At 61.0% G+C, this 22,026-nt stretch carries 20 protein-coding genes and 1 pseudogene; 14 read left to right on the top strand and 7 right to left on the bottom strand.

From position 1 onward, the window contains the following. Window positions 1-18: 18 nt before the first annotated feature. Window positions 19-1,890 carry a CocE/NonD family hydrolase gene (locus A9K68_RS27125; protein WP_065007063.1) on the top strand — a complete coding sequence of 624 codons (1,872 nt, stop codon included), beginning with the start codon at window positions 19-21 and terminating at the stop codon, window positions 1,888-1,890. A gap of 70 nt (window positions 1,891-1,960) precedes the next feature. On the opposite strand, the gene A9K68_RS27120 is transcribed toward A9K68_RS27125, so the two are convergent. Next, complete coding sequence (locus A9K68_RS27120) at window positions 1,961-2,860, bottom strand: proline iminopeptidase-family hydrolase (RefSeq protein WP_065007064.1); 900 nt, start codon at window positions 2,858-2,860, stop codon at window positions 1,961-1,963. 368 nt (window positions 2,861-3,228) lie between these two features. Next, a complete protein-coding gene (locus tag A9K68_RS27115; RefSeq protein ID WP_065007065.1) occupies window positions 3,229-3,819 on the bottom strand; it encodes an amino acid synthesis family protein in 591 nt (196 codons plus the stop codon). A gap of 165 nt (window positions 3,820-3,984) precedes the next feature. Between A9K68_RS27115 and A9K68_RS27110 the strand changes: the two genes are divergently transcribed. The 13 genes and pseudogenes from A9K68_RS27110 to A9K68_RS27060 all read left to right on the top strand — a co-directional run bounded on the left by A9K68_RS27110 (window position 3,985) and on the right by A9K68_RS27060 (window position 16,768). Next, a complete protein-coding gene (locus tag A9K68_RS27110; RefSeq protein ID WP_065007142.1) occupies window positions 3,985-5,778 on the top strand; it encodes a helix-turn-helix domain-containing protein in 1,794 nt (597 codons plus the stop codon). A 161-nt stretch (window positions 5,779-5,939) separates the two neighbouring features. Further along, the gene (locus A9K68_RS27105; RefSeq protein ID WP_065007066.1) at window positions 5,940-6,926 is read left to right on the top strand and encodes a flavin reductase; all 987 of its coding nucleotides are present in this window, start codon (window positions 5,940-5,942) and stop codon (window positions 6,924-6,926) included. A 20-nt stretch (window positions 6,927-6,946) separates the two neighbouring features. Continuing rightward, the gene (locus A9K68_RS27100; protein ID WP_065007067.1) at window positions 6,947-8,458 is read left to right on the top strand and encodes an aldehyde dehydrogenase; all 1,512 of its coding nucleotides are present in this window, start codon (window positions 6,947-6,949) and stop codon (window positions 8,456-8,458) included. Between the two features lie 41 nt (window positions 8,459-8,499). After that, complete coding sequence (locus A9K68_RS27095; protein WP_065007068.1) at window positions 8,500-9,579, top strand: LLM class flavin-dependent oxidoreductase; 1,080 nt, start codon at window positions 8,500-8,502, stop codon at window positions 9,577-9,579. Between the two features lies 1 nt (window position 9,580). Continuing rightward, window positions 9,581-10,390, top strand: coding sequence for an alpha/beta fold hydrolase (locus tag A9K68_RS27090; RefSeq protein WP_065007069.1), 810 nt, complete (start codon window positions 9,581-9,583; stop codon window positions 10,388-10,390). Beyond that, window positions 10,387-10,701, top strand: coding sequence for an NIPSNAP family protein (locus tag A9K68_RS27085; RefSeq protein ID WP_065007070.1), 315 nt, complete (start codon window positions 10,387-10,389; stop codon window positions 10,699-10,701). The genes A9K68_RS27090 and A9K68_RS27085 overlap by 4 nt, the downstream gene beginning before the upstream one ends. 269 nt (window positions 10,702-10,970) lie before the next feature. Further along, a complete protein-coding gene (locus A9K68_RS27080) occupies window positions 10,971-12,113 on the top strand; it encodes a betaine/proline/choline family ABC transporter ATP-binding protein (protein WP_082982249.1) in 1,143 nt (380 codons plus the stop codon). Next, window positions 12,106-13,065, top strand: a complete 960-nt coding sequence (locus A9K68_RS27075) for a proline/glycine betaine ABC transporter permease (RefSeq protein ID WP_065007071.1) — start codon at window positions 12,106-12,108, stop codon at window positions 13,063-13,065. Before A9K68_RS27080 ends, A9K68_RS27075 begins: the two co-directional genes overlap by 8 nt. 139 nt (window positions 13,066-13,204) lie before the next feature. Further along, the gene (proX, locus tag A9K68_RS27070) at window positions 13,205-14,239 is read left to right on the top strand and encodes a glycine betaine/L-proline ABC transporter substrate-binding protein ProX (RefSeq protein ID WP_065007072.1); all 1,035 of its coding nucleotides are present in this window, start codon (window positions 13,205-13,207) and stop codon (window positions 14,237-14,239) included. 439 nt (window positions 14,240-14,678) lie between these two features. Next, window positions 14,679-15,065: an ATP-binding cassette domain-containing protein gene (locus A9K68_RS32520; protein ID WP_348640695.1), complete on the top strand. Its 387-nt coding sequence runs from the start codon at window positions 14,679-14,681 to the stop codon at window positions 15,063-15,065. Further along, window positions 14,962-15,183 (top strand): annotated as a pseudogene (locus A9K68_RS32515) (ATP-binding cassette domain-containing protein); the annotation flags it as partial. The gene A9K68_RS32520 and the pseudogene A9K68_RS32515, both read left to right, overlap by 104 nt. Window positions 15,184-15,378: 195 nt before the next feature. After that, window positions 15,379-15,672 (top strand): oligopeptide/dipeptide ABC transporter ATP-binding protein, encoded by a 294-nt coding sequence (locus tag A9K68_RS32510; RefSeq protein WP_348640730.1) that lies wholly within the window; start codon window positions 15,379-15,381, stop codon window positions 15,670-15,672. Between the two features lie 235 nt (window positions 15,673-15,907). Continuing rightward, window positions 15,908-16,768, top strand: a complete 861-nt coding sequence (locus A9K68_RS27060; protein WP_065007073.1) for an alpha/beta fold hydrolase — start codon at window positions 15,908-15,910, stop codon at window positions 16,766-16,768. A 60-nt stretch (window positions 16,769-16,828) separates the two neighbouring features. Here the strand turns inward: A9K68_RS27060 and A9K68_RS27055 are convergent, their stop codons facing one another. The 5 genes from A9K68_RS27055 to A9K68_RS27035 all read right to left on the bottom strand — a co-directional run bounded on the left by A9K68_RS27055 (window position 16,829) and on the right by A9K68_RS27035 (window position 22,004). Continuing rightward, window positions 16,829-17,725, bottom strand: coding sequence for an arginase family protein (locus A9K68_RS27055; protein WP_065007074.1), 897 nt, complete (start codon window positions 17,723-17,725; stop codon window positions 16,829-16,831). A 468-nt stretch (window positions 17,726-18,193) separates the two neighbouring features. After that, window positions 18,194-19,273, bottom strand: a complete 1,080-nt coding sequence (locus A9K68_RS27050; protein WP_065007075.1) for an ABC transporter ATP-binding protein — start codon at window positions 19,271-19,273, stop codon at window positions 18,194-18,196. Beyond that, window positions 19,270-20,070 (bottom strand): ABC transporter permease, encoded by an 801-nt coding sequence (locus A9K68_RS27045; protein WP_065007076.1) that lies wholly within the window; start codon window positions 20,068-20,070, stop codon window positions 19,270-19,272. The genes A9K68_RS27050 and A9K68_RS27045 overlap by 4 nt, the downstream gene beginning before the upstream one ends. A gap of 1 nt (window position 20,071) precedes the next feature. Further along, a complete protein-coding gene (locus tag A9K68_RS27040) occupies window positions 20,072-20,932 on the bottom strand; it encodes an ABC transporter permease (protein WP_065007077.1) in 861 nt (286 codons plus the stop codon). Window positions 20,933-20,999: 67 nt separating this feature from the next. After that, window positions 21,000-22,004: an ABC transporter substrate-binding protein gene (locus tag A9K68_RS27035; protein ID WP_065007078.1), complete on the bottom strand. Its 1,005-nt coding sequence runs from the start codon at window positions 22,002-22,004 to the stop codon at window positions 21,000-21,002. Between the last annotated feature and the right edge of the window lie 22 nt (window positions 22,005-22,026).

The following is a 22,026-nucleotide window of genomic DNA, read 5'->3' as shown; positions in this document are numbered from 1 at the left end:
GCCTTGGAATTTTTAGAGATGACCGACCTCCAGGCGCTCCAGTCCGTGACCGATGACATGGTGCTCTGCCGCGACGTCATGGTGACGATGCGCGATGGGGTAAGACTGGCGACCGACATCTACAGACCGGCAAGGGGAGGCGGCGCGCTGGACCGGCCAGCTCCCGTAATCATTGAGCGGACGCCTTATGGCAAGGCGATGGCGTCGCGCGCCGAGCTCGAGGTCGGTATGACCGAACCGATGGATCGCGCGACGGTCGCCGAGCATTTCGTGCGCCATGGTTACATCGTCGTTTATCAGGACTGCCGCGGCCGCTATGGCTCGGAAGGCGAGTTCGTCAAATATCGCTCCGAAGGTCCGGACGGCTACGACACGCTTGCATGGATCGCAGCCCAGCCCTGGTGCAACGGCCGGATCGGCACCATGGGCCTTTCCTATGCCGCACATACCCAAATGGCGGCGGCGTGCCTTGCGCCACCGGCTCTTGCTACCATGATCCTTGATTCCGGCGGGTTCTCTAACGCCTTCACCTGCGGCATCCGCCAAGGTGGCGCGTTCGAGCTGAAGCAGGCGACCTGGGCCTACCGGGAAGCCCGCGAGAGCGCCGTTGCCGCCGGCGACGAGTTGGGCCAAAAGGCGCTCGGAGCGGAAAACCTGCATCGCTGGTTCGGCAGAATGCCGTGGTCGGAGGGACGTTCGCCGCTCCGCTGGGCTCCGCAATACGAGGCCTATCTGCTCAAGCAGTGGCGGCACGAGACCTTCGACGATTTCTGGAAGCAGGTGGGCATTCATGCAGCGGGCTTTTACGATGCCATTCCCAACATTCCGATCGCGCTGATGTCGAGTTGGTTCGACGTCTATGTCCCGACGACGTTCGAGAATCTGGCTGGCCTTGCCAGCAATGGCAAACGGCCGCTCGCCTTGATCATGGGTCCGGGCTTGCACGGCGACCGCAATCTGTCCTTTGCCGGCGACGTCGATTTCGGACCGAACGCTCCGCTCGGCGGCAATGTGGCGGCGAGCTGGCTGGAGTTTCGTCGACGCTGGTTCGATCGCTGGCTGAAGAGCGGGCCGGAGGGCGATCTCGACGAGGAGCCGATCCGCCTTTTTGTCATGGGCGGGGGAAAGGGCACGAAAAATGAAACGGGCCGTCTCGATCACGGCGGCCGCTGGATCAAAGCCAAGCGGTGGCCGCTGGCGGGCGTGACGGAGCAAAGCTATTATCTGCACCCCAACGGCAGGCTCTCGGAGGCCTTTCCTGCGGCCGACGCCGTCGCGCTGACCTATGATTTCGATCCCGCCGATCCCGTCCCGACCATCGGCGGGGCGCTGACCAGCGGTCAGCCGATCTTCGCCGGCGGCGGCTTCGACCAGAGAGAGGACGACAGGTTCTTCGGCTGCCGCAATTTTGGCTTGCCGCTTTCCGCCCGTCTCGATGTCCTCTCCTTCGAGACCGAGCCGCTTGCCGACGATTTGACCGTGCTCGGACGGGTGGCGGTGGAGCTCTGGGCGGCGACCGATGCAACCGACACCGATTTCACGGCGAAACTGATCGACGTCTATCCACCGAGCGCCGACTATCCGACGGGCTTTGCCCTGAACCTGACAGACGGGATTTTCCGCTGCCGTTTCCGGCATTCATTCGAAAGAGCCGAGCTCGTGAAGCCCGGGGAGATCATGCGGCTTCGCATCGAGTTATTTGCGACCGCCAATCTGTTCCGTGCCGGCCATCGGCTGCGGCTGGACATCTCTTCGAGCAATTTTCCGAAGTTCGACGTCAATCCGAATACCGGTGCGCCGGCTGGCCTCGGCCGTAGCCGGCAAGTGGCGCGCAACACGGTTTTTCTCGATGGGACGCGGCCATCGCGGCTGATCGTGGAAAGATTATGAGCAAATCGGGCGGCTCTAAGCCCTGCACAATGAGCTTGCGCAAGGATAGGCTGCTGTGGGGGTATGGACCTCAGTCGTATCTGGCCAGAAAGCGTCCGACGGCGGCGAGGCAGTCGTCCTTCTCCTCGACATGCGGCATATGGCTGGAATTGGGGAAGACCATGCCTTCGACGTCGGGAATATGATCGAGAAAAGGCTGGACGCAGGCTTCGGTCGCTTCGTCGTAAAATCCGCGGAACGCCAGGGTCGGCGTCTCGATCAGATGCAGGCGCTCGACGATGCTCCAGTCCCGCATCGTGCCGATGACGTGAAATTCATTGGGTCCGTTCATGGTGTGATAAACCGTCGGATCCGCATCGATTGCGGCAAATGTCCGGGCGACCTCCGGCGGCGTCGGAAGGACACGGCAGACGTGGCGTTCGTAGAAGGCTTTGGTCGCCGCAACATAATCCGGGTGATCGGTGGTCCCGGCGGCCTCGTGCCGGTCAAGCGCATTTTGCACATCGGCCGGCAGCCCGGCGCGCAATTGCAGCGCGCCTTCCACCCATAGCGCCATCGAGGCCAGCGAATTGGCCAGGATCAATGCCTTGAGCCCTGCAGGACGTCGCACGGCATGTTCGGCCGAAAGTATGCCGCCCCAGGACTGGCCGAGCAGGGCGTAACGCTCGGCAATGCCAATGTGAGCGAGCAGCGCATCGAGTTCGCCCAAAAAGAAATCGACGGTCCAGAAGTCGCCGCCCTTGTCGGGCAGATGGGTCGATTTGCCGTTGCCGATCTGATCGTAGTGGATGACGGCCCGCCCGGTATCGGCAAGCTCCTTGAATGAATCGACATAGTCGTGGGTGCAACCCGGCCCGCCGTGAGCAATGACCAGCGGCAGCTTGCCCGAGTTGAGATCTCCGATTACGCGATACCAGGTGCGGTAGCCCCTGTAGTCGCTAAATCCTTCGGTGGTCGCATGTGCCGTCACAGTTCCAAGCTCCGCGTCATGGCGCGGCAGGAACCGAATGACGGACCCTCCCAAGCCTTGTTTGCGGCCGACGGTACTAAGCGGCCCGGCCCATTTACAGCTAGCACTGTTTATAGGTTTGCCTGGCGGGGGCCGGTGGCCCTCAGGCGGAGAGCCTCAATGCTCCGGCTCTTCGCGCTTAGGTTTATAGGCTGATTCCAGACGCCGAGATATTTCACCGAACGCGGGTCGATCGCGCCGCCCGATAGTGGAATGCGATTTCGGGCGCGCGTTTGGCAAAAATCGCTGCCCACTCGGCACCGCGTTCCGCATCGCAATCATAGAGGAAGGTCATTTCGGCGCCTCGGGATTACCGCGAAAGAGGAAGCTCAGCGTGCCTGCTCCTCAGCTTCCATTTCCGCCAGGTCCTGGAAGCGGTCGGCGATACGCGGATGCGCCCGCCCGCCATCACACGCGCCAATGGCGATCAGTATCTCATCCGCACCGGGCGCGTCCGGAACCTGGAAACTGGCCGTCAGGAAGTGGGAGCGCTTGCCGGTTTCGCTCTTGTGGGTCATCGGCAGGGAAAGAAGGGCGCCAGGCCCGTTGCGGGTATTCGTGAAACTCAGATAGGTCGTGCCGTTTACCGCCGTGCGGAACATATTGCCGAACCGTAAGGTATGGATCAGCGCCGATGCATGTTCGATCTCGCCATTGACGCCGACCGAAGCCGCCTTGCCGTAAGCCTCGACCTTATCCGCCGACAAGAGCGCCACCAACCGCTTGGTCATTTCGGCGCCAAGACCCGGCGCCAACCGGAGAATCTCAGGGCGCAAATTTTCAACGAACCCTTGACCGGCCCACGGGTTCTTCAAGACGGCTGCGACCACCACCATGGAGATCGGTTGGTCGGCTTTCTTGCCACCCTCGACGAATACTTCCTCGATGAATGTGCAGAACTTTCTCACTCCGAGATCCATGGATTCCTCATCTGTTCGCTGGATTGTGGCGCAACCTAATGAGCAACGACGGTGAATGTCTTCCTTCGTTAGGGAGGAAAAACAGAATGGCCGGCACTTCGAAACGATGTAGAATTCAGCTTCGTCGCATGCCTAACTCAGCGGGTCGTGGCGCAGGGAGCGATCGTGGACAGGAAGGCGCAAATCTCGGTTCTCAAAGATGTCGCGAGTGAGATCAATTCCGGCGGCGATCTTGTCACGATTCTGAAGCACTTGGTTTTCGCCGCCTGCCGCCATGCGAACTGGACGCTCGGTTCGATCATGTCGATCGATGCCGCTCATGGTTATGCCCATGTGATGGTTCGCTATGATCCGACGTTGATCGAGCGAACGCTCCCTGACCGTTGGGAACTGGCGACGAGCCCCTCGCTGATCGCCTTGAAGCGGAACGAGCCAGTCTACATCCGCGACGTGCGCGAATCCGAGGAGTTTCCAGGTTATCGCCGCGAAGCTTTCGAGCGAGACTACCGTACCGTCCTGGTCATGCCTATGAACTGCAGCGACTTCGAGGGCCGGCCAATGGTGCTGAGCGTTGTGTCGCGGGATATCATGGAGGTCCCGGAAGAGGATTTGGCGTTTCTGGGTATGATCGTCCATCTCGGCGCCATCGCGATCGAGAGGGAGCAGCGGCTGGAAGCCGAACGGCAGGCCGGAGACAGGTTGCAAAAGGCGCTCAAGGCGCACACCTCACTACTTGAACACGTGCTTGCAGACGGCTCGGTTTCTTCATTGTCGGCGATGGTCGGCAGCCTGCTGCCCAATCCGGTCGTCGTCGTCGATTTTACTGCGAACCAGATTGTCGCCGGCCGCTCGCCAAGCGAGGTGCAGTTCGATGATGTCGCTTGGCAATCGTCAGCGGCGGGTCCGCTGAGCCGACAACTGGGAAAGGCAGCACGCGATACAATTGAGCGGGGCGGCAACAGCGGGGCGACGCTTTTTCTCGATGACGGCTGCTCCCGGCTCAATCTCGCCGCCCGCATCGAGCCCTTGACGGTCGACCGCCAACTTGTCGGGGCATTGATCATCTTTTCCACGTCGCGTGCCTTCAGCGATCTGGACCAGTTGCTGCTTGACAGCGCCAAGTTCGCGCTCAGCGTCCAAATGATGCGCAGTTTCATCCGATTCCGTTTCGAAACCCGCACACAGACCGAGCTTTTCTTCGAGGTGGTGGAGCGGCGTTGGCGCGACGCGGCAGATGTCCAGCAGCGGGCCCAGCGGCTCGGCATCAATTTCATGACAACTCAGCAAATCGTCGTCGTCGACTTTCCCGAGAGCGCGAAGAATCTTGGCGGAACGTCCGTCGATCTGCATCACAGTCTCGCTCGCATCATGCAGCAAGCTTCCGTCCCCGCGAGCGTGGTGGCCATCGATGGCGGGCTGGTGTGCCTCATTCCCTGTGACGAGATCTGGAAACAGGAGCGGACATCGAAACTGATGCGGCGTATCGCAGCGGATCTCGGCCAATATTTTGACGAAGAACCAATCGTCATCGCCAGCAACGTCTGTGCCACGTTGACGGATTATCCGTTGGCTTGGGATCGCTGCAGTCGCATGATTGCCATCGCCCGTTCGTTCGGTCGCACCGGTGCGCTGTCCGGCCAGGATTTCGGGCCGTTGCCGATGCTCGTAGCGGCCGCAGGCGCCGACGATGTACGCGCTTTCGTGCAGGAAAGCATCGGCGCCATCGCCGCCCACGACCGCCAGCATGGCACGCCCTATCTGAAAACGCTGTCGACTTATCTGCGGGAAGGCTGCCGCAGCGGCGCCTGCGCCGATGCGATGGGCCTGCACGTAACCACGCTGCGCTATCGCCTCTCGCGAATCCAGGAAATGTTCGGCATCAATGTCGAGACGCCCGAGCAGCGCTTTGCCATCGAATTGGCCATTCACCTGCATGGTGTCACGGAAGGTCGTGGCTGACGATCAATCGACCTGACCCTCGAGACGGCGGATCGGCACCCTTCGTCTCTTACCGCAAACAGTAGCAATATATTCCGCGCTCTTCCGGCTGAATGAAGGAAGAAGCTCGCTCTTCTTGCGATTAGCCTTCCCGCTATCAACCAGCAGGAGGCGCTGATCCCATGTTGACCACGGGAACCGCAAAGATTGCGACGGCCATCGACCCAATCGCGTTGCGTCGCGCTTTCGGAACCTTTGTCACCGGCGTCACCATCATCAGCACGCGCGACTCGGACGGCAATCCGCGCGGCATGACGGCCAATTCCTTCACCTCGGTTTCGCTCGATCCGCCGCTGCTGCTCGTCTGCGTCGCAAAATCGGCGTCAAGCTTTGCTGCCTTTACGACGGCGGATTCCTTTGCCGTTAACCTGCTACATGAGGGGCAGGTCGACATCTCGGCGATCTTCGCCTCGAAATCCCCCGATAAATTCCAGTCCGTCAATCACGACCGCGTTCATACCGGCGCGCCAATCCTGACGGACAGCCTTACCTGGTTCGACTGCACGATCTACAACAGGGTCGATGCAGGCGATCATGTCATCCTGATCGGCCAGGTGCAGGCTTTCGGCACGAGCCCTTCAGCGCCCCTCGGCTTTTGCCGCGGCCGATACGCCAGCGTCAAGGATCCGCTGCCGTCCGGCTGGCTGGCCTCGCACAACATGATCATCGGCTATCTGATCGAAGCCAGCGGCGAGATTCTGCTGCGAGCGGATGGAAGCGGTGGCTGGGCTCTGCCAACGGCCAAACGCCGTAAGGCCGGCAGCGAACTGCCGCTCAACGACGGAAAATCCCTCAAGCTGCTGTCAGACAACACCTTTCTTTACTCGATCTTCGATGTTGCTGACTGCGACCCCGGTTATCTAATCTATCGCGCCCGACTTGCCGATGGCGGACAAGGGCGCGACCTGCCGGAAGACCTGCGGTTCTTTGCCATTGACAAGCTGCCCTATGACCTCATCCCGACCCGGGAATTGCGGGCGATGCTCCGCCGCTATGTCCGCGAGCGCAAGCAGGAACGCTTTGGCATCTACATGGATTCCGGCGACGGCGGGCGACTGGCAATGATCGAGGGCGAGGCCCGCTCGTGGCATCAGGCCATTCAAGACTAACCCGAAATCAGGAAGCGACGATGAAGACGACGGTGAAATCGCTCGAGGGAATGCGCCTCAACCTCTTTATCGACGGCCGGTTTGTCGAACCGACATCCGGTCGCTACCTGGACAGTTTCGACCCGACCACCGCGGAGGCCTGGTATCAGTTTGCGGAAGCCGACGCCAACGATGTGCGACTGGCGGTTGAGACGGCGCAAAAGGCATTCGTCAATCCTGCCTGGCGACGTATGACGCAGACCGATCGCGGAAAGCTGGTGCGCAAGCTGGCCGATCTGGTTCTCGCCAATGCCGACGACCTCGCGCTGATCGAAACACGCGACAATGGGAAGCTGATCAAGGAAATGCGGGCGCAGATGCGCTCGATCCCGGACTCTTACACTTACTTTGCCGGCATGGCTGACAAACTGCAGGGCGATACGATCCCGGTCAACAAGCTGGACCAGCTCAACTTCAACATGCGCGAACCGATCGGCGTCGTCGGCATGATCACACCCTGGAACTCGCCGCTGATGATGTTGACAGGAACGCTCGCTCCCTGTTTGGCGATTGGCAACACCATCGTCATCAAGCCTTCCGAGCACGCGACCGCCTCGACGCTGGCCTTGGCCGAGCTAATCATGGAAGCGGGGTTTCCGGCCGGCGTTGTCAACGTCGTCTCGGGAACGGGTGCGGTAACCGGCGACGCGTTGACGCGGCAAAAGGGCATCGCAAAATACGTCTTCACCGGCAGCACCGATACCGGCCGTAAAATTGCCGCTAACGCGGCGGCCAACCTTGCGCAGTGCCAGATGGAACTCGGCGGCAAATCTCCCCACGTGATCTTTTCCGATGTTGATATCGAAAAGGCCGTTAATGGGGTCGTTTCGGGCATCTTCGCGGCTGCGGGCCAGACCTGCGTCGCCGGCTCGCGCTGCTTCGTGGAGGCCAGCGTTTACGACCGCTTCATCGAAGCGTTGGTGGAACGCACCAACCGTATCACCGTCGGCCACCCATTGGAGGACAAGACGGATATCGGCCCGCTGGCTCTGTCGGCGCAACTGACGAAAGTCGAGTCCTACGTTGCTTCGGGCGTCAAGGAAGGGGCACGGATCGCGTCAGGCGGCAAGCGTCCTCAGGCGGAAGAACTCGCCCGCGGCTGGTATTTCGAGCCGACCGTCATGATCGACGCCAAGAACGATATGTCCTTCATGCGCGACGAGCTTTTCGGACCGGTCGTTGGTGTCATGCCCTTTTCCTCGGAAGAAGACATGATCGAACTCGCCAACGACACACGCTACGGCCTCGCGTCCGGGATCTGGACCCAGAATATCGACCGGGCGATGCGCTTCGCCAACCGGATCGATGCAGGTACCGTTTGGATCAACACCTACCGGTCAGCAGCCTACATGTCCGCAAATGGCGGCTTCAAGGAAAGTGGTTACGGCAGGCGTGGCGGTTTCGACGTCATGCGCGAGTTCTCCAGGGCAAAAAATGTCGTCATCGACTATTCCGGCGCCATGCAGGATCCCTTTGTCATTCGACTGCGCTGACCGTCAGAAACACTGGGACAAACCATCCAAGGGAGATTGAAATGAAATTTGCCGTCTCATTGGGCATGGAGCGTTTCTCGCCAGAAACCTCGATGACGGCCGTAATGGACAATCTGCTGCAACTTGCCAAAATCGCGGACGCCGGCGGGTTTGAGGCGATCTGGACGCCGGAGCACCACACAATCGAGTGCACGATATCACCTAATCCGTTTCAGATCCTCACGTGGCTATCTCAGCATACGAGCCGGATCCGCCTGGGAACGGCAACGCTTGCCGCCGCCTATTGGAATCCAATCCGTCTCGCTGGCGAGGCCGCACTGTGCGATCACCTTACAAACGGGCGCCTGGAATTCGGCATCGCCCGCGGCGCCTATCAGTACGAGTTCGACCGAATGGCGCCGGGCGTCCAGCAGCAGGAGGGCGTCGGCTACATGAAGGAACTGGTGCCGGCGGTCCAGAAGCTTTGGGCCGGTGACTATGCGCATGAGGGCCAGTACTGGAATTTTCCGCGAGCGACCTCGGTGCCGAAGCCGCTGCAGAAGGGAGGTCCTCGCATCTGGGTCGCCGCCCGCGATCCCGGCACCTTCGACTGGGCGCTCGGCATCGGCGCCAACATTCTCTCCACGCCGCTCTCGCTTCCGGCGGCGGAAATCGGCGTGCTCGCCAGCAAGTTCAACAAGGCGGTCGCCGATCATCCCGAGGTGAAACGCCCAAAATTCATGATGCAGCGGCGCACTTGTGTCTATGACAAGGTCGATGACTGGCATCTCGCCGTCGAGCACAGCATGAACTATGGTCGCTATTTCGAAAACCTGATGCAGAACATTGGCACCGTGAAGAACGGTTTCCCGGAGGCCGTGCCCTTCGAAAGCGTTAAGGGCCGCGACAACTACAACCCGGAAAATATCCGCAAGAACCTGATGTTCGGAACGCCCGACGAAGTGATCGAGAAGCTGCTCGACTACGAAGCAGCTGGCGTCGATCAATATTGTCTCGGCCTCAGCTTCAACTTGCCCTTCGAACTGCAGAAGAAGACGCTTCGCCTGTTCACAGACGAGGTCATGCCCTTCTTTGCGGAACGCGAGCGCGAAACCCAGCAACTGGCCGCGGCAGGGTATTAGTATGACTGATACGCAGCGTCATACGGTCGGAGATGTGGTCCTGAACTATAGGGTTGACGGCAATGGGGCAGAGCCGCTGGTGCTCATCCACGGTGTCGGTTCCTACCTTGAAGCCTGGAGCGGGGTCGTCGAGCGGCTGAAGCATCGGTTCACCATCCTGACGTTCGACCTACGGGGTCACGGAAACTCGTCGCGCGTCAAAGGCCGCTACGAGATCGACGATTTCGTTGCCGAAACACTTGCGTTGGCGGACAGTGTCGGCTTCGACCGTTTCCATCTGGCCGGTTTTTCGCTTGGCGGGTTGATCGCACAGCGGTTGGCACTGACGCATCTTCCGCGCATTCAGCGCCTGATTCTCCTCTCGACGGTCGCGGGACGTACGCCTGAGGAGCGGGAGCGCGTCCTCGCCCGCCTCGCCGCTCTTCGCAGCGGCGAACCGGGATCGCACTACGACGCATCCCTGTCGCGTTGGCTGACTGAGGATTTCCAGAAGAAGAATCCCGATCTGATCGCAACGCTTAGACAGCGAAATTCTCAGAACGATCCGGACTGTTACGCTTCTGCCTACCGGGTTCTCGCCGAGACCGACTTCGGCGGTTTTCTCGACCAGATTCGCTGCCCGACGTTGATTGCAACCGGCGAGGAGGATGCAGGCTCCAATCCGCGCATGGCAAGATATATGCATGAGCGCATCCCTGGCTCCGAGCTCCGCGTCCTTCCGGGGCTGCGGCATTCAATCCTGACGGAAGCAGCCGATCTCGTCGCATCGATGATGGCGGACTTTTTGACCGTGCCGGAGACCGTGAAATGATCGTTGAAGAGCGTATCTATCGCATAAGATCGGACAAAACCTCCGAATATCTGAAGCTTGTGCGCGAGGAGGGGCTGGCAATCCAGGAACCGATTCTCGGCGGACTGATCGGCTATTTCGTCACCGAGGTCGAGGCGCTGAACCAGGTGGTCCATCTGTGGCGATATGCCGATTTCGCCGATCGCGTCGCGCGCCGGCGCACGTTGTCGGAAGATTCGCGCTGGCGGGCCTTCATTCCGAAACTGACGGCGCTGATCGAAAGCGCGGAAAACCGTATCCTTCTTCCGACCGATTTTTCACCACTTCAATAGAAGAAGGGAAACGCAAGGCAAACCCTGAAGCCAACCGCGCACGGTGGAGTTGCACTGCAGTAAATGCACCTCGGTTTGGAGGAAGCGTAGCAGCAAAAATCCTCCGTGTTCGCGGAAGACGATCTAGCTGACATGCCCCTTAATTGATCCTCTTCAAAAAATTGCGGATCGGGAACATCCGTATCGTTGAAACATGGGAGCCAATGGTGACAGAGCGATTGAGAGTAGAGAATCTGTATAAGATTTTCGCCCCTTCACCCACCAGAGCCATGACGCTGCTCGCCACCGGCGCGGATAAGGCGCGTGTCCTTGCGGAGACCGACGCCGTCGTCGGTCTGAACAACGTCTCGCTTTCCGTTCCCTCGGGCGCGATCTACATGGTCATGGGCCTTTCGGGGTCCGGCAAATCGACGCTGGCGCGTTGCATCAACCGGCTGAACGAACCAACGGCAGGCAAGATCCTGCTCGACGATATCGACATCGTGCCGCTACGCGAGGACGCGCTTCGCGAATTGCGGCGCACGCGCATCTCCATGGTCTTCCAGCATTTTGCCTTGTTGCCAAACAAATCGGTGATCGAAAATGCCGAATTCGGCCTGAAGTTGCGTGGCGTTTCCGCCGCGCAGCGACGCAGGCGCGCTGAAGAGGTGCTGGCGATCGTCGGTCTCGCCAAATGGGCCTATCATCGCCCGCATGAACTCTCCGGCGGCATGCGCCAGCGTGTCGGCTTGGCGCGGGCCCTGGCGACCGATGCCGACGTCCTCATAATGGACGAAGCCTTCAGCGCCCTTGACCCGCTGATCAGGACCGAGATGCAGGATGAGTTACTGCGGCTGCAGCGCACGCTGAAGAAAACCATCCTCTTCATCACTCATGACTTCCAGGAGGCGCTGAAACTCGGAACGCGCATCGCCATTATGTCCGAAGGCGAGTTGGTGCGCGAGGGAACACCGCAATCGATCGTGCTCGAACCAGGCAGCGATTATGTCGCCGCCTTCACGCGCGAAGTCGACCGGTCGCGATTGTTTGATGCACGGTCGGTGATGCGCACCGGTTCGACGGTGTCGGGCGATGGTTCGGCGCGGATCGTCGGCGACGCCGAGCATCCCGAGGCTATGAGTTTTGCCATCGACGCGTCGAACCGCATCGTCGGCTGTCTCGATGCTGCAGCCCTGCAACAGGTAAAGGCTGGCAAGCCGGTCGGTGACCTTTTGACGCGTGATTTCGTCGCGGTGAGCGGCGCCACCAAGCTCGTGGATGTCGCTGGCTTGTATCAGAGCGGCAAGGCAATGGCCGTCATTGACGAGGACGGCCGCTTCCTCGGCATGCTTGAACCCGAACATATCCTTGGACGGATCGCCTCGGCGGCGAGATCACCAGCGCCTGCTTCGATGGGAGGCCACAATGCTTGATGCCGATGATCTAGCCATCTTTCCGGTGGACCAGTGGATTGCAGACGCCGTCCAATGGGTCGCGCTCCACCTCCGTCCACTGTTTCTTGCGATCAAGTGGCCGGTCGAAAACCTGTTGTCGTTCAACGATTACATACTGCACGAAATTCCGTTTCCGATCTTCGTCGTTCTGGTGTTCTTGGCCGCCTATCGGCTTGCCAGCATCGGCATCGCGGTGTTCAGCGCCATCTCACTTGTCGTGATCGCAGCCATCGGTGTCTGGACCGAGGCCATGACAACGCTTTCGCTGATTACCACGGCCATCGTGTTTTGCACCGCCATCGGCGTGCCGACCGGCATCTGGTGTGCTCGTAACGACAAGGTCTGGAGCGTGGTGCGGCCGGTGCTCGACATTATGCAGACCACACCGACATTCGTTTACCTCGTACCGGTCGTCATGCTGTTCGGCGTCGGCACAGTGCCGGGCGAAGTGGCGGTCGTAACAGCAGCTGCACCGCCGCTCATCCGCTTCACCAATCTGGGTATTCGCATGGTAGAGCAGGAAATGGTCGAAGCAGGTCTCGCCTTCGGCGCCGATAAGCGCCAGCTTCTGTGGGAAATACAGCTGCCGTTGGCTATCCCCACCATTCTCGGAGGACTGAACCAGACCGTGCTGACTGCGATGGTTATGTCCGTAGTCGTTGCCATGATCGGCGCGGAAGGCCTTGGCCTCGTGGTTCTCCAAGGTCTCGGACGTCTCGATGTCGGTCGCGCCGCCGTCGGCGGCATCGCCATCGTCCTGCTCGCCATGATGCTTGACCGGATCACCCAGCAGCTTGCCCGGCCGACCGACCGCAAGCGCAGGTCGGTGCTGCGCCACCTTTTCAATCTTTTCAAGGGAGAGCGATCGCACGAGGCCATCGCAACAACCGCAGCGAACCGCACGCATTCAGCGGAACCGCTCCGGCGGTAACCACCACCGGAATGACGACAGACACCGGCGGCTCGTTCCGCCGGACAGGAATTCACTTGCCTATGCCTTGCAGGGCCCGCGTTACAGCCAAACCTCGAACTCAGTGAAGTCCAAAGAAAAATCCAGAAGGAGAACATCGATGAAGCACAGCCTGAAAACCTTTTCCCTTTTTGTCACCGGCATGGTGCTGGCGGCCTCTCTAGGCCAAACTGCTTTCGCCGAAGACCTACCTGGGAGCGGCAAGATGGTGCGGTACGCCCAGTCCGACAGCCTAGGCGCCAATTATGTCGTTGCCCAGATCGGCATGGCGGCGATGAAGGAACTCGGTTACGACGTCAAGCTTAGCACGCTCAACACCACCTTGTTCTTCCAGGCGGCGGCCCAAGGCGATCTCGATATCGCGACCGATATAAACTTCCCGCAGCGCGAGCCGGGCTACAAGAAGGTCGAGGCGGAGGCGGAGATCGTCGGCGGTGGCCTAATTCAAGGCGGCGGCATCAATGGCTATCTGATCGACAAGAAAACCGCCGACGCAAACAACATCACCACGCTCGATCAGATGAAGGATGCGAAGATCGCAGCTCTTTTCGGCACGACCGGCAAAGCCGACCTCATCAATTGCGATCCGGGCTGGAGTTGCGGCGACGTCGTCGACTTCCAGCTTGAGAAATTCGGACTCAAGGGCAGCGTCAATTCGGTCCGCGGCAAATACGAGGCGCTGATGGTCGAGGCCGTCGCCCGTGTCAAGCGCGGCGAGCCGGTATTCTTTTATGCCTGGAGCCCTTCGTGGATGAACAAGGCTCTGGTGCCCGGCAAGGATGTCGTCTGGTTGCCGACGCCCTTCGATGCCTTGCCGGAATCGGTCCCGAACAAGGGCTCTGCCCTGGTGCCAGGCGTCAGCGGTTGCGCTGGCGGTGCTGATCCATGCCGCATGGCCATGGCGGCATGGAACTGGAACGCCGTCGCCAACCGGAAGTTCATTGCAGCCAATCCGGCCGTCAAGAAGCTCGTAGAGCAGATGTCGTTCCCGCTGGCCGACTGGTCGACCTGGGAACAAACGATCAGTGAAAAGGGCGGCAGCGACAGCAACATCAAGAAGCTGGCGCAGGGATGGATCGAAGCCCATCAGGAACAGTTCAACGCCTGGGTTGACCGTGCCAAAATTGCAAGCTGATCACAACGGCGCTCGATACGAGGCAGCCGCGCCAGCTTGGCACGACGCCGGGGTTTGACGATGCAAGGAATGCCCCGCCGTCGCAAGCCGTCGGGGCAATTCGATTTTGCCATACTGCAAAATGCGGAGCTTTCGCTATTGAGTTCCTTGAGCCAGTTTCGAGACGGTCCAAGACAGCGAATTGGCGTGTGGGGCTTACATCTGCGTTATTGCGCTGAACGATGTCCGGCACGGCTCGCCGCGATTCCGGGAACTCCGCCTTCCCTTTCCAACCCCCGAAAGGCTGCGCCTTCGGCCCGCGCTGTGCGTTCCGCCACGATGCCTGCGTTGTCCAGCCCCCGCTTGTCGGCGGGAACGGCCATCGTGCTGCTTGCGCATTGCCGGAAACCAGCCGCAAACGGTTCCATATACGCGAGGTTGCCAGCATCGAGACGCCAGTATGAGCGGCGTGCTGCGGGAGCGCCCGCTGCTCCGGACCAGCGACCTTTCCAAACACTATCACGTCGGCCGCTCGATCTTCCCGGCGCAGCGCCGGACGGTCCAGGCGGTCGACACGGTATCGCTCGATATCTGGCCCGGGGAAACGCTTGGCATCGTCGGGGAGTCCGGTTGCGGTAAATCCACTCTCGGCCGATGCCTGGTGCGCCTGACCGACATCACCTCCGGGTTCGCTGGAGTTCGAGGGCCGCGACATTACCGACGCGTCCCAGCGCCAACTCCGTCCGTTGCGGCGGCAGATGCAGATGGTCTTTCAGGATCCGAGCGCCTCGCTCAATCCGCGCCGGCGCGTCGGCGATCTGCTGGCCGACCCGTTCCGCATCCATGAGCGCCTCTCGGCATCCGAAATGGCGGACCGCGTCGCCGAGCTTCTGCGCCGGGTTGAATTGTCCCCCGAGCACGCGTCGCGCTATCCCCACGAATTCTCGGGCGGCCAGCGCCAGCGTATCGGCATTGCTCGCGCGCTGGCGCTCCGGCCACGGTTGATCGTGGCCGACGAGCCGGTCTCGGCGCTCGACGTTTCGATCCAGGCCCAGATCGTCAATCTGCTCGCCAATCTGCGCGAGGAGTTCAACCTGACCTATGTATTCATCGCCCATGACCTCTCCGTGGTGCGTCAGATTTCGACGCGAGTGGCCGTCATGTATCTGGGATCGATCGTGGAAAGCGGGCCGACCGATCTGGTCTTTGCGGCACCCAGGCACCACTACACTGCGGCACTCCGTTCCGCGGTGCCGATTCCTAGTGTCGATCGGGCGCGGCATGGGCGGCTCGTCCTGAAGGATGACCTGCCGAGCCCTATGAACCCACCCTCCGGGTGCCGGTTCCACACCCGTTGCCCGGCTTCTACCTCCACGTGCCGCAACGAGCGGCCGCTTCTGCAGAGCACGGGAGACGGTCGCCTGGTTGCTTGCCACCATCCAGGGGGCGGGTAAGGCGCGGGATCTCGTCGGGAAAACAGGTGGAAGGCTGGGAACCCCGAACAGTCCGACGGCGATTGTGTTTGAGGAACAAAGTTGTCCCTCAAAAACAATCGACTGGGAGTGATTTTTGCCCGTCCGGGCGTATCCGCAAGCACGCTATAGCGCCACGTAACCCACTGATTTAGAATAAATCCGGGAGAACGGCGGGCGAACCGAGCAATGGCTCGGCGAGAGAAGGAGGCCTGCGATGATCCGGCACTATCTTCGTGTCATGGGCGGAAGCCGTCTCGCGGTGGATGTCGGAGGGGATCCCTCCAGTCCCGCCCTATTGCTGCTGCACGGCTTTCCCAGCTCAACGCGCACGTTCCGGCGTCTGGCCCCGATGCTCCTCGACGACCTGTTCGTCATCGCTCCCGATCTTCCGGGGTTCGGGGAGTCCGATGTCCTTGCCTCGACCTCCTTCGAAGCAATGGGGAAGGCAATCCTCGAAGTCCTCGACCACTTCTCCGTCGGTCCCCGCTTCATCTATCTTCACGATTTCGGCGCGCCAGTCGGCTTTCATGTCGCGATGTATGCGCCCGTGCTGGTGACGGGTCTGATCATCCAGAATGCCAATGCTCATACCAGTGGGTTCGGCCGCCAATGGGCAGATACCATCGCCTATTGGTCGAACCCCACCGCGGAGAATGAGGCCGCCGCCACCGCTCATCTGACCTGGGAAGGGATGCGGTATCAGTATGTCGGGGGCCTGCCCGACGATATTGCAAAGTCCATCGCCGCCGAAAACTGGGATGAGGACTGGCGCGTGATGAGCCTGCCAGGACGGCTCAAGGCACAACGTGCCCTCGTGGCGGACTATGGAAACTATGTGCGCCGCTTCGCAGAGATCCAGAGCTATCTGCAAATCTACCAGCCGCCTGCACTGATGGTGTGGGGTCGCCATGACCCCTTCTTCGAACTCGCCGAAACCATGAGTTGGATCGAGGCGCTTCCCCGTATGGACGCCCATATCCTCGACGCCGGTCATCTCCTGCTCGAAACCCGTGCGGAAGCGGCAGCTCACCTGATCCTTGATTTCATCAACAGGGAAAAGGGCCGGTCCAGGTGAATGGGTCACGGTGTCGAATTTGACCGCCGTCAGCAAATTTATTTGTTATTGGTTTCAATACTAAGCAGGCGTGGCAGTGCCGAGAGCTACGGCCAGGACATCAGCAAGGCCACGGCCGGCGCTGCCGTCGACGTCGAGGCGCGGATTGTAGATGGCGACCTCGAGCCCGACCGCCTTTCCGCTCGCCAGGATGATCCGGAGCGCCGCCGACAGTTCGTCCCACGACAGCCCGCCCGGTACGCGGAAATCGACCGCCGGCATAATCGCATCGTCGAGACAATCGGCGTCGAGATGGATGAAGAAGCCGTCGACTTCCGCCCGCGTCAGGTGGCCAACGGCCGCCCGGGCGGCGGCTTCGACGCCCAGGCGGCGGATGGCGTGCAGATCGTAGGCCATGAGCTCCGCTGGCAAAGGCTGGCTGCCGAATTCGGCCTGGTCTTCGTGGTCGCGAAATGCGAAGGCGACAGCGTCCTCGGGACGCACCAACGGGCGGCGACCCTCCAGGTCGGTCAGCAGCGCCGGCCCGTAGCCGCTGACGAAGGCCAGGTCCATGGACGCGCCTTCGCCATTCGGCTCGGCCTCGGGCTGGAAGAAGTCGGCGTGGCCGTCGATGAAGAACAGGCCGTAGCGGCCGCGCCGGCGCAGCGCGAGCATCGGGCCCAGCACGATCGTACAGTCGCCGCCCAGCACCACCGGGAATTCGCGCGCATCCAGCACCTCCTCCACGGCGTCGGCGAGCTTGGGCGACCACGCCGCGATCGCGTTGGCATTCAGCGTCAGAGTGGCAGGGTCGGGCTTCGGGTCTTTCGGCGGGACGGCCAGTCGCCCGGCATGGCGCGCATGGATGCGGTCGGCGAGGCCCAGTTCCAGCAGCCGACCGGGCAAGCCCTCGACGCCGTCGGTCGCGAGACCCAGCGAAGAAGGCGCTTCAAGGATGGCATAGGGTCGGGTCGGCATCAGATGCTCCAGATATGGCGAATAAGAACCGGCGCAATGCCGGCGGTCTCTGCCACTGAGCGCTGCGGGCCGAGGCTGCCCGTCTAACGGCCACATAAGCAATGCTTTTGCGGCCAAAACTCACCTCGCAGCCGACGTAGCCTCGGTACGCAACACCTCTCGTACGCTTCAGGCCGCCACGCTCTTCGACGTTGTCTCCAGCACCGCTGACGGTATTTTTCTCGTCAATTCGATCGCGTTGTTTTCGCCGGAAGTCGCACCACGCGGGCAATTGATACCGAAAGTGGACAAAGCCGAGGACAATTCAACCCGCCCAATTCCCTTTTGAAGTCAAAACCGCAAATTCTGACCGTGGAAGACAGGTCTTGGTGCGTCGACGTGGTGTTGCTGCAGCATGTGGCGATGAACATCTCGGACCTGGCGAGGCCCTAGCGCGAGTTACGCCGTGCTGAAGTCAACTGTCGTCTATCAGGCTGGAAACAGAAATGCGGCAGCGGGATCGAAAAAAATCTGCTGTCTGCTCGAGGCGATGCCTTCCTGTGCTTCCGCCATGTCGGATGTCGGCCTGACGTCGATCTCCTGACCGGCGGCCGTTCGCGCGATGACACGTCGCCGCTCGCCGAAGAAAGCGGTGTCGACGAATTCGACCGCAAGCCCGGCAGTGGCCGGCCCGGGTCTCAGCCGAAACGCTTCCGGCCGCACCATCAGCCTGGTCTTCTGGCCATGGCTGAAGTCCTGATCGATCCTGACGCCCGAGACAACCGAGCCATCGGCCAGGCGGATCGTGGCGGAGCCGTTGATGGTTTCAAGATGCTCGGCTGGCAGGAAATTGGAATTTCCGATGAAGCTGGCCACGAATTCGCTCGCCGGTCTCAGATAGAGGTCCTCACCGGTGCCGATCTGCTCGATGCGCCCTTCCCGAAACAGGGCGATGCGATCCGAAAGATGCAGGGCCTCGTCCTGATCGTGGGTGACGTAAAGGATCGTTACGCCGGTTTCGCGATGGATGCGTCGTATCTCGGCCTGGATTTCCTCGCGCAGCTTCTTGTCGAGTGCCGAAAGCGGCTCGTCCATCAGAAGGATCGGCGGATCGTAGGCCAGCGCCCGGGCAAGCGCCACGCGCTGCTGCTGTCCGCCGGAAAGCGCGGCAGGATATCGGCCGCCGAAACTCTCCAGCCGCACCAGCGACAGCATCTCGGCGACTTTTCGTTTGACCTCGGCGTCCGGCCGGCGGCGCACGCGCAACGGAAAGGCAACATTCTCGGCGACGGTGAGATGCTGGAACAGCGTGTAGCGCTGGAACACCATGCCGATGTTGCGCTTGTGCGACGGCACCGACAGCAGCGACCTCCCTTCGAGAAGAACGTTGCCGGATGTCGGATGCTGAAATCCGGCGATCGCGTAGAGCGTCGTCGACTTGCCAGAGCCGGAAGGGCCGAGAAAGGTCAGGAACTCGCCCTTGGGTATATCGATCGTGACATCGTGCACGGCGACGAAGCTGCCGAATGTTTTGCGCAGGTCGCGAATGGAGAGGAAGGGTTCGGTCATTTCGACAATTTCCGCCGAATGAGTGCGGTTACGATCATCAGGCTCAGCGTCAGGAGAACGAGAAGGCTGGACGCCGCGGCGATGACCGGGCTCAGATCCTGGCGCAGGCTGCCCCAGATCTTGACCGGCAAAGTCTGCAAGGTGGGGCTGGCCATGAAGATCGCGACCACCACCTCGTCCCATGAGGCGAGAAAGGCGAAGATCGCCGCCGAGAAAATCCCGATCTTGATCGCCGGCAAGGTGACCCGGAGTTTTGCTTCGAATGGGCTTGCGCCGCAGACGATCGCCGCATCCTCGATGGATTTGTCGAACCCTTCGAGTGCCGCGGTGATGGGAATGATGGCGAAGGGGAGTGCCAGGACTGTGTGTGCGATGACGAAGCCTGCCGTGGTGCCGCCAAGCCCGATCCGCAGGAAGAATGCATAGATGGCGATGGCGAACACGACGACCGGCAGCACCATTGGCGTCAGCAGCAGGCCGCGAAGCGTGTTGCGCCCGCGAAACTGTCCCCTGACCAGGGCGAAAGAAGCCAGGAGCCCGATGGCGACGGCAAGGATCGCAGCCATAGTAGCAATGCGCGCGCTGGTCAGCGCCGCTTCGAGCCAGGCCGGATCGGCGAAGAGCTCCTCATACCATTTCAGCGTCCAGCCGGGCGGCGGAAAAGCCAGCCACCGCGACGATCCGAACGACAGAAGCACAATGAAGACTACCGGCAGTAGCAGAAACGCGGCAACCAGGCCGGTGAAGCCGAGAAGTGCTGCACGCAGCCAGCCCAGCCGGTCGTAGTCGAGCAGCATCTCAGATACCTCCTGTCATGCGCTTGGCGCCGACGAGGCGCAGCTGCAGCGCGTAGAGCGCCATGGTAACCAAAAGCAGGATGAAAGCCGCCGCGCTTCCGAGCCCCCAGTTGAGCAAGGACTGGATCATCTGGGCGATCAATGCGGCGAGCATCATGTTGGAAGTGCCGCCGAGCAGCGTCGGTGTCACGAAATAGCCGAGCGACATGACGAAAACCATCAGGCCGCCTGCAGCTATTCCCGGAAGCGACATTGGCAGCAGGATGCGGCGGAAGGCCTCGAAGGGACTCGCACCGCACAGAGCGGCGGCGCGCAGCGTCATCGGATCAATGGCGCGCAGGGTTCCGACCAGTGGCAGTATCATGAAGGGCAGCATGATGTAGACCATGCCGATGGTGACGCCGGTCAGGTTATTGATCAGCGGCAGCGGCTCGCTGATCAGGCCGATATCCATCAGCGTCCGGTTGATGACGCCGGTGCGTTGAAGCAGCACCATCCAGGCATAGGTGCGGGTGAGCAGATTGGTCCACATCGACAGGATGATGATGCCGAAGACGATCGAGCCGAGGGCAGGCGGCATGATCGCCAGCATCCAGGCGACTGGAAACGCCACGATCACGGTGACGGCGGTGACGACTGTGGCGACCAGAAACGTATTGAAGAAGACTCGCGCATAGGTGCCGTCGCCAAACAGGATTGCGTAGTTCTGCAGGCCCGGTACGGGTTCGGTTACGCTGCGCAACAGCAGCGCAACAACCGGCACCACGAAGAACAGGGTGATGAGGGTCAGCGCTGGCAGGGCGCCGCCGACGCCATCTGGCCTTCGGAGGATTGGCTGTCGATGAAGCAAATTGCCCGACATGGCGATGATCCGCAGCTCAGGCGGGACGCCTAGCGACGCCCCGTCGGTTCATGGGTGAGGTCGGCTTCTATTTGGCCTGCCAGGCGTACCAACGCTCCGCGATCGTGTCGCGGTTTTCAGCCCAGTAGTTCATGTCGAGGTTGATCTGCCCGTCGACATAGGCGTCCGGCAACGACTTGACGACATCGGCCGGCATTTCGGCCTTGGCTGCCTTGTTGATGGGTGCGTAGCCGCTTGCTTCAGCAAACATTGCCTGGCTTTTCGGGCTTGTCGCTGTGGCCAGGAATTTCATGGCGCTCGCCTTGTTCTTCGAACCCTTGGGGATGACGAGCACGTCGGCGGCGGTCATGTTCTGATTCCAGGATGCGCCGACATCGGCGCCGTCCTGCTTGAGGGCGAAGACACGTCCGTTCCAGAGCTGCCCGAAGGCCGCTTCACCGGAGGCGATCAGCTGTTGCGACTGCGCGCCGCTATCCCACCAGACGATTTCCGACTTGATCGTGTCGAGTTTCTTGAACGCCCGGTCGAGGTCGAGGGGATAGAGCTTGTCTGCCGGCACGCCGTCGGCCAGCAGTGCGATTTCGATGACGCCCGGCGCCGACCATTTATAGAACGTGCGTTTGCCGGGAAATTTCGTCAGGTCGAACATGTCGGCCCAGCCCGTTGGTTCGCCCGACACTGCCCCTTTGTTCCAGGCAAGAACGAAGGAGTAGTAGAAGCTGCCGACCGCATGGTCGGTGGTGAAGCGAGGATCGAGATCGGCTTTCGGCACGACGTTGAAATCGATCGGCTCCAGCAGGCCGTCCTTGGCCGCCTTGATGGCGAAATCCATTTCGACATCGACGACATCCCAGGCGACGCTGCCGCCTTCCACCATGGCCTTCAGCTTGCCGTAGTTCGTCGGGCCGTCCTGCAGGACCTTGATGCCGGAACTCGCTTCGAACGGAGCAGCCCAGGATTTGGTCTGCGCTTCCTGGGTGGTTCCGCCCCAGCTGGTGAACACCATCTCATCGGCGTGCGCGGCAGTGGCTGCCAAGAATCCGGCCAAAATGCCGGTCAAAATCAGTTTCATGTCATTCTCCTCTGTTGGTTGC

This window comes from Mesorhizobium sp. AA22 (assembly GCF_001672375.2).
GTDB lineage: Bacteria > Pseudomonadota > Alphaproteobacteria > Rhizobiales > Rhizobiaceae > Mesorhizobium > Mesorhizobium wenxiniae.
The sequence above is the reverse complement of the archived record's forward strand: the minus strand, read 5'-3'. Positions and strand labels throughout refer to the sequence as shown.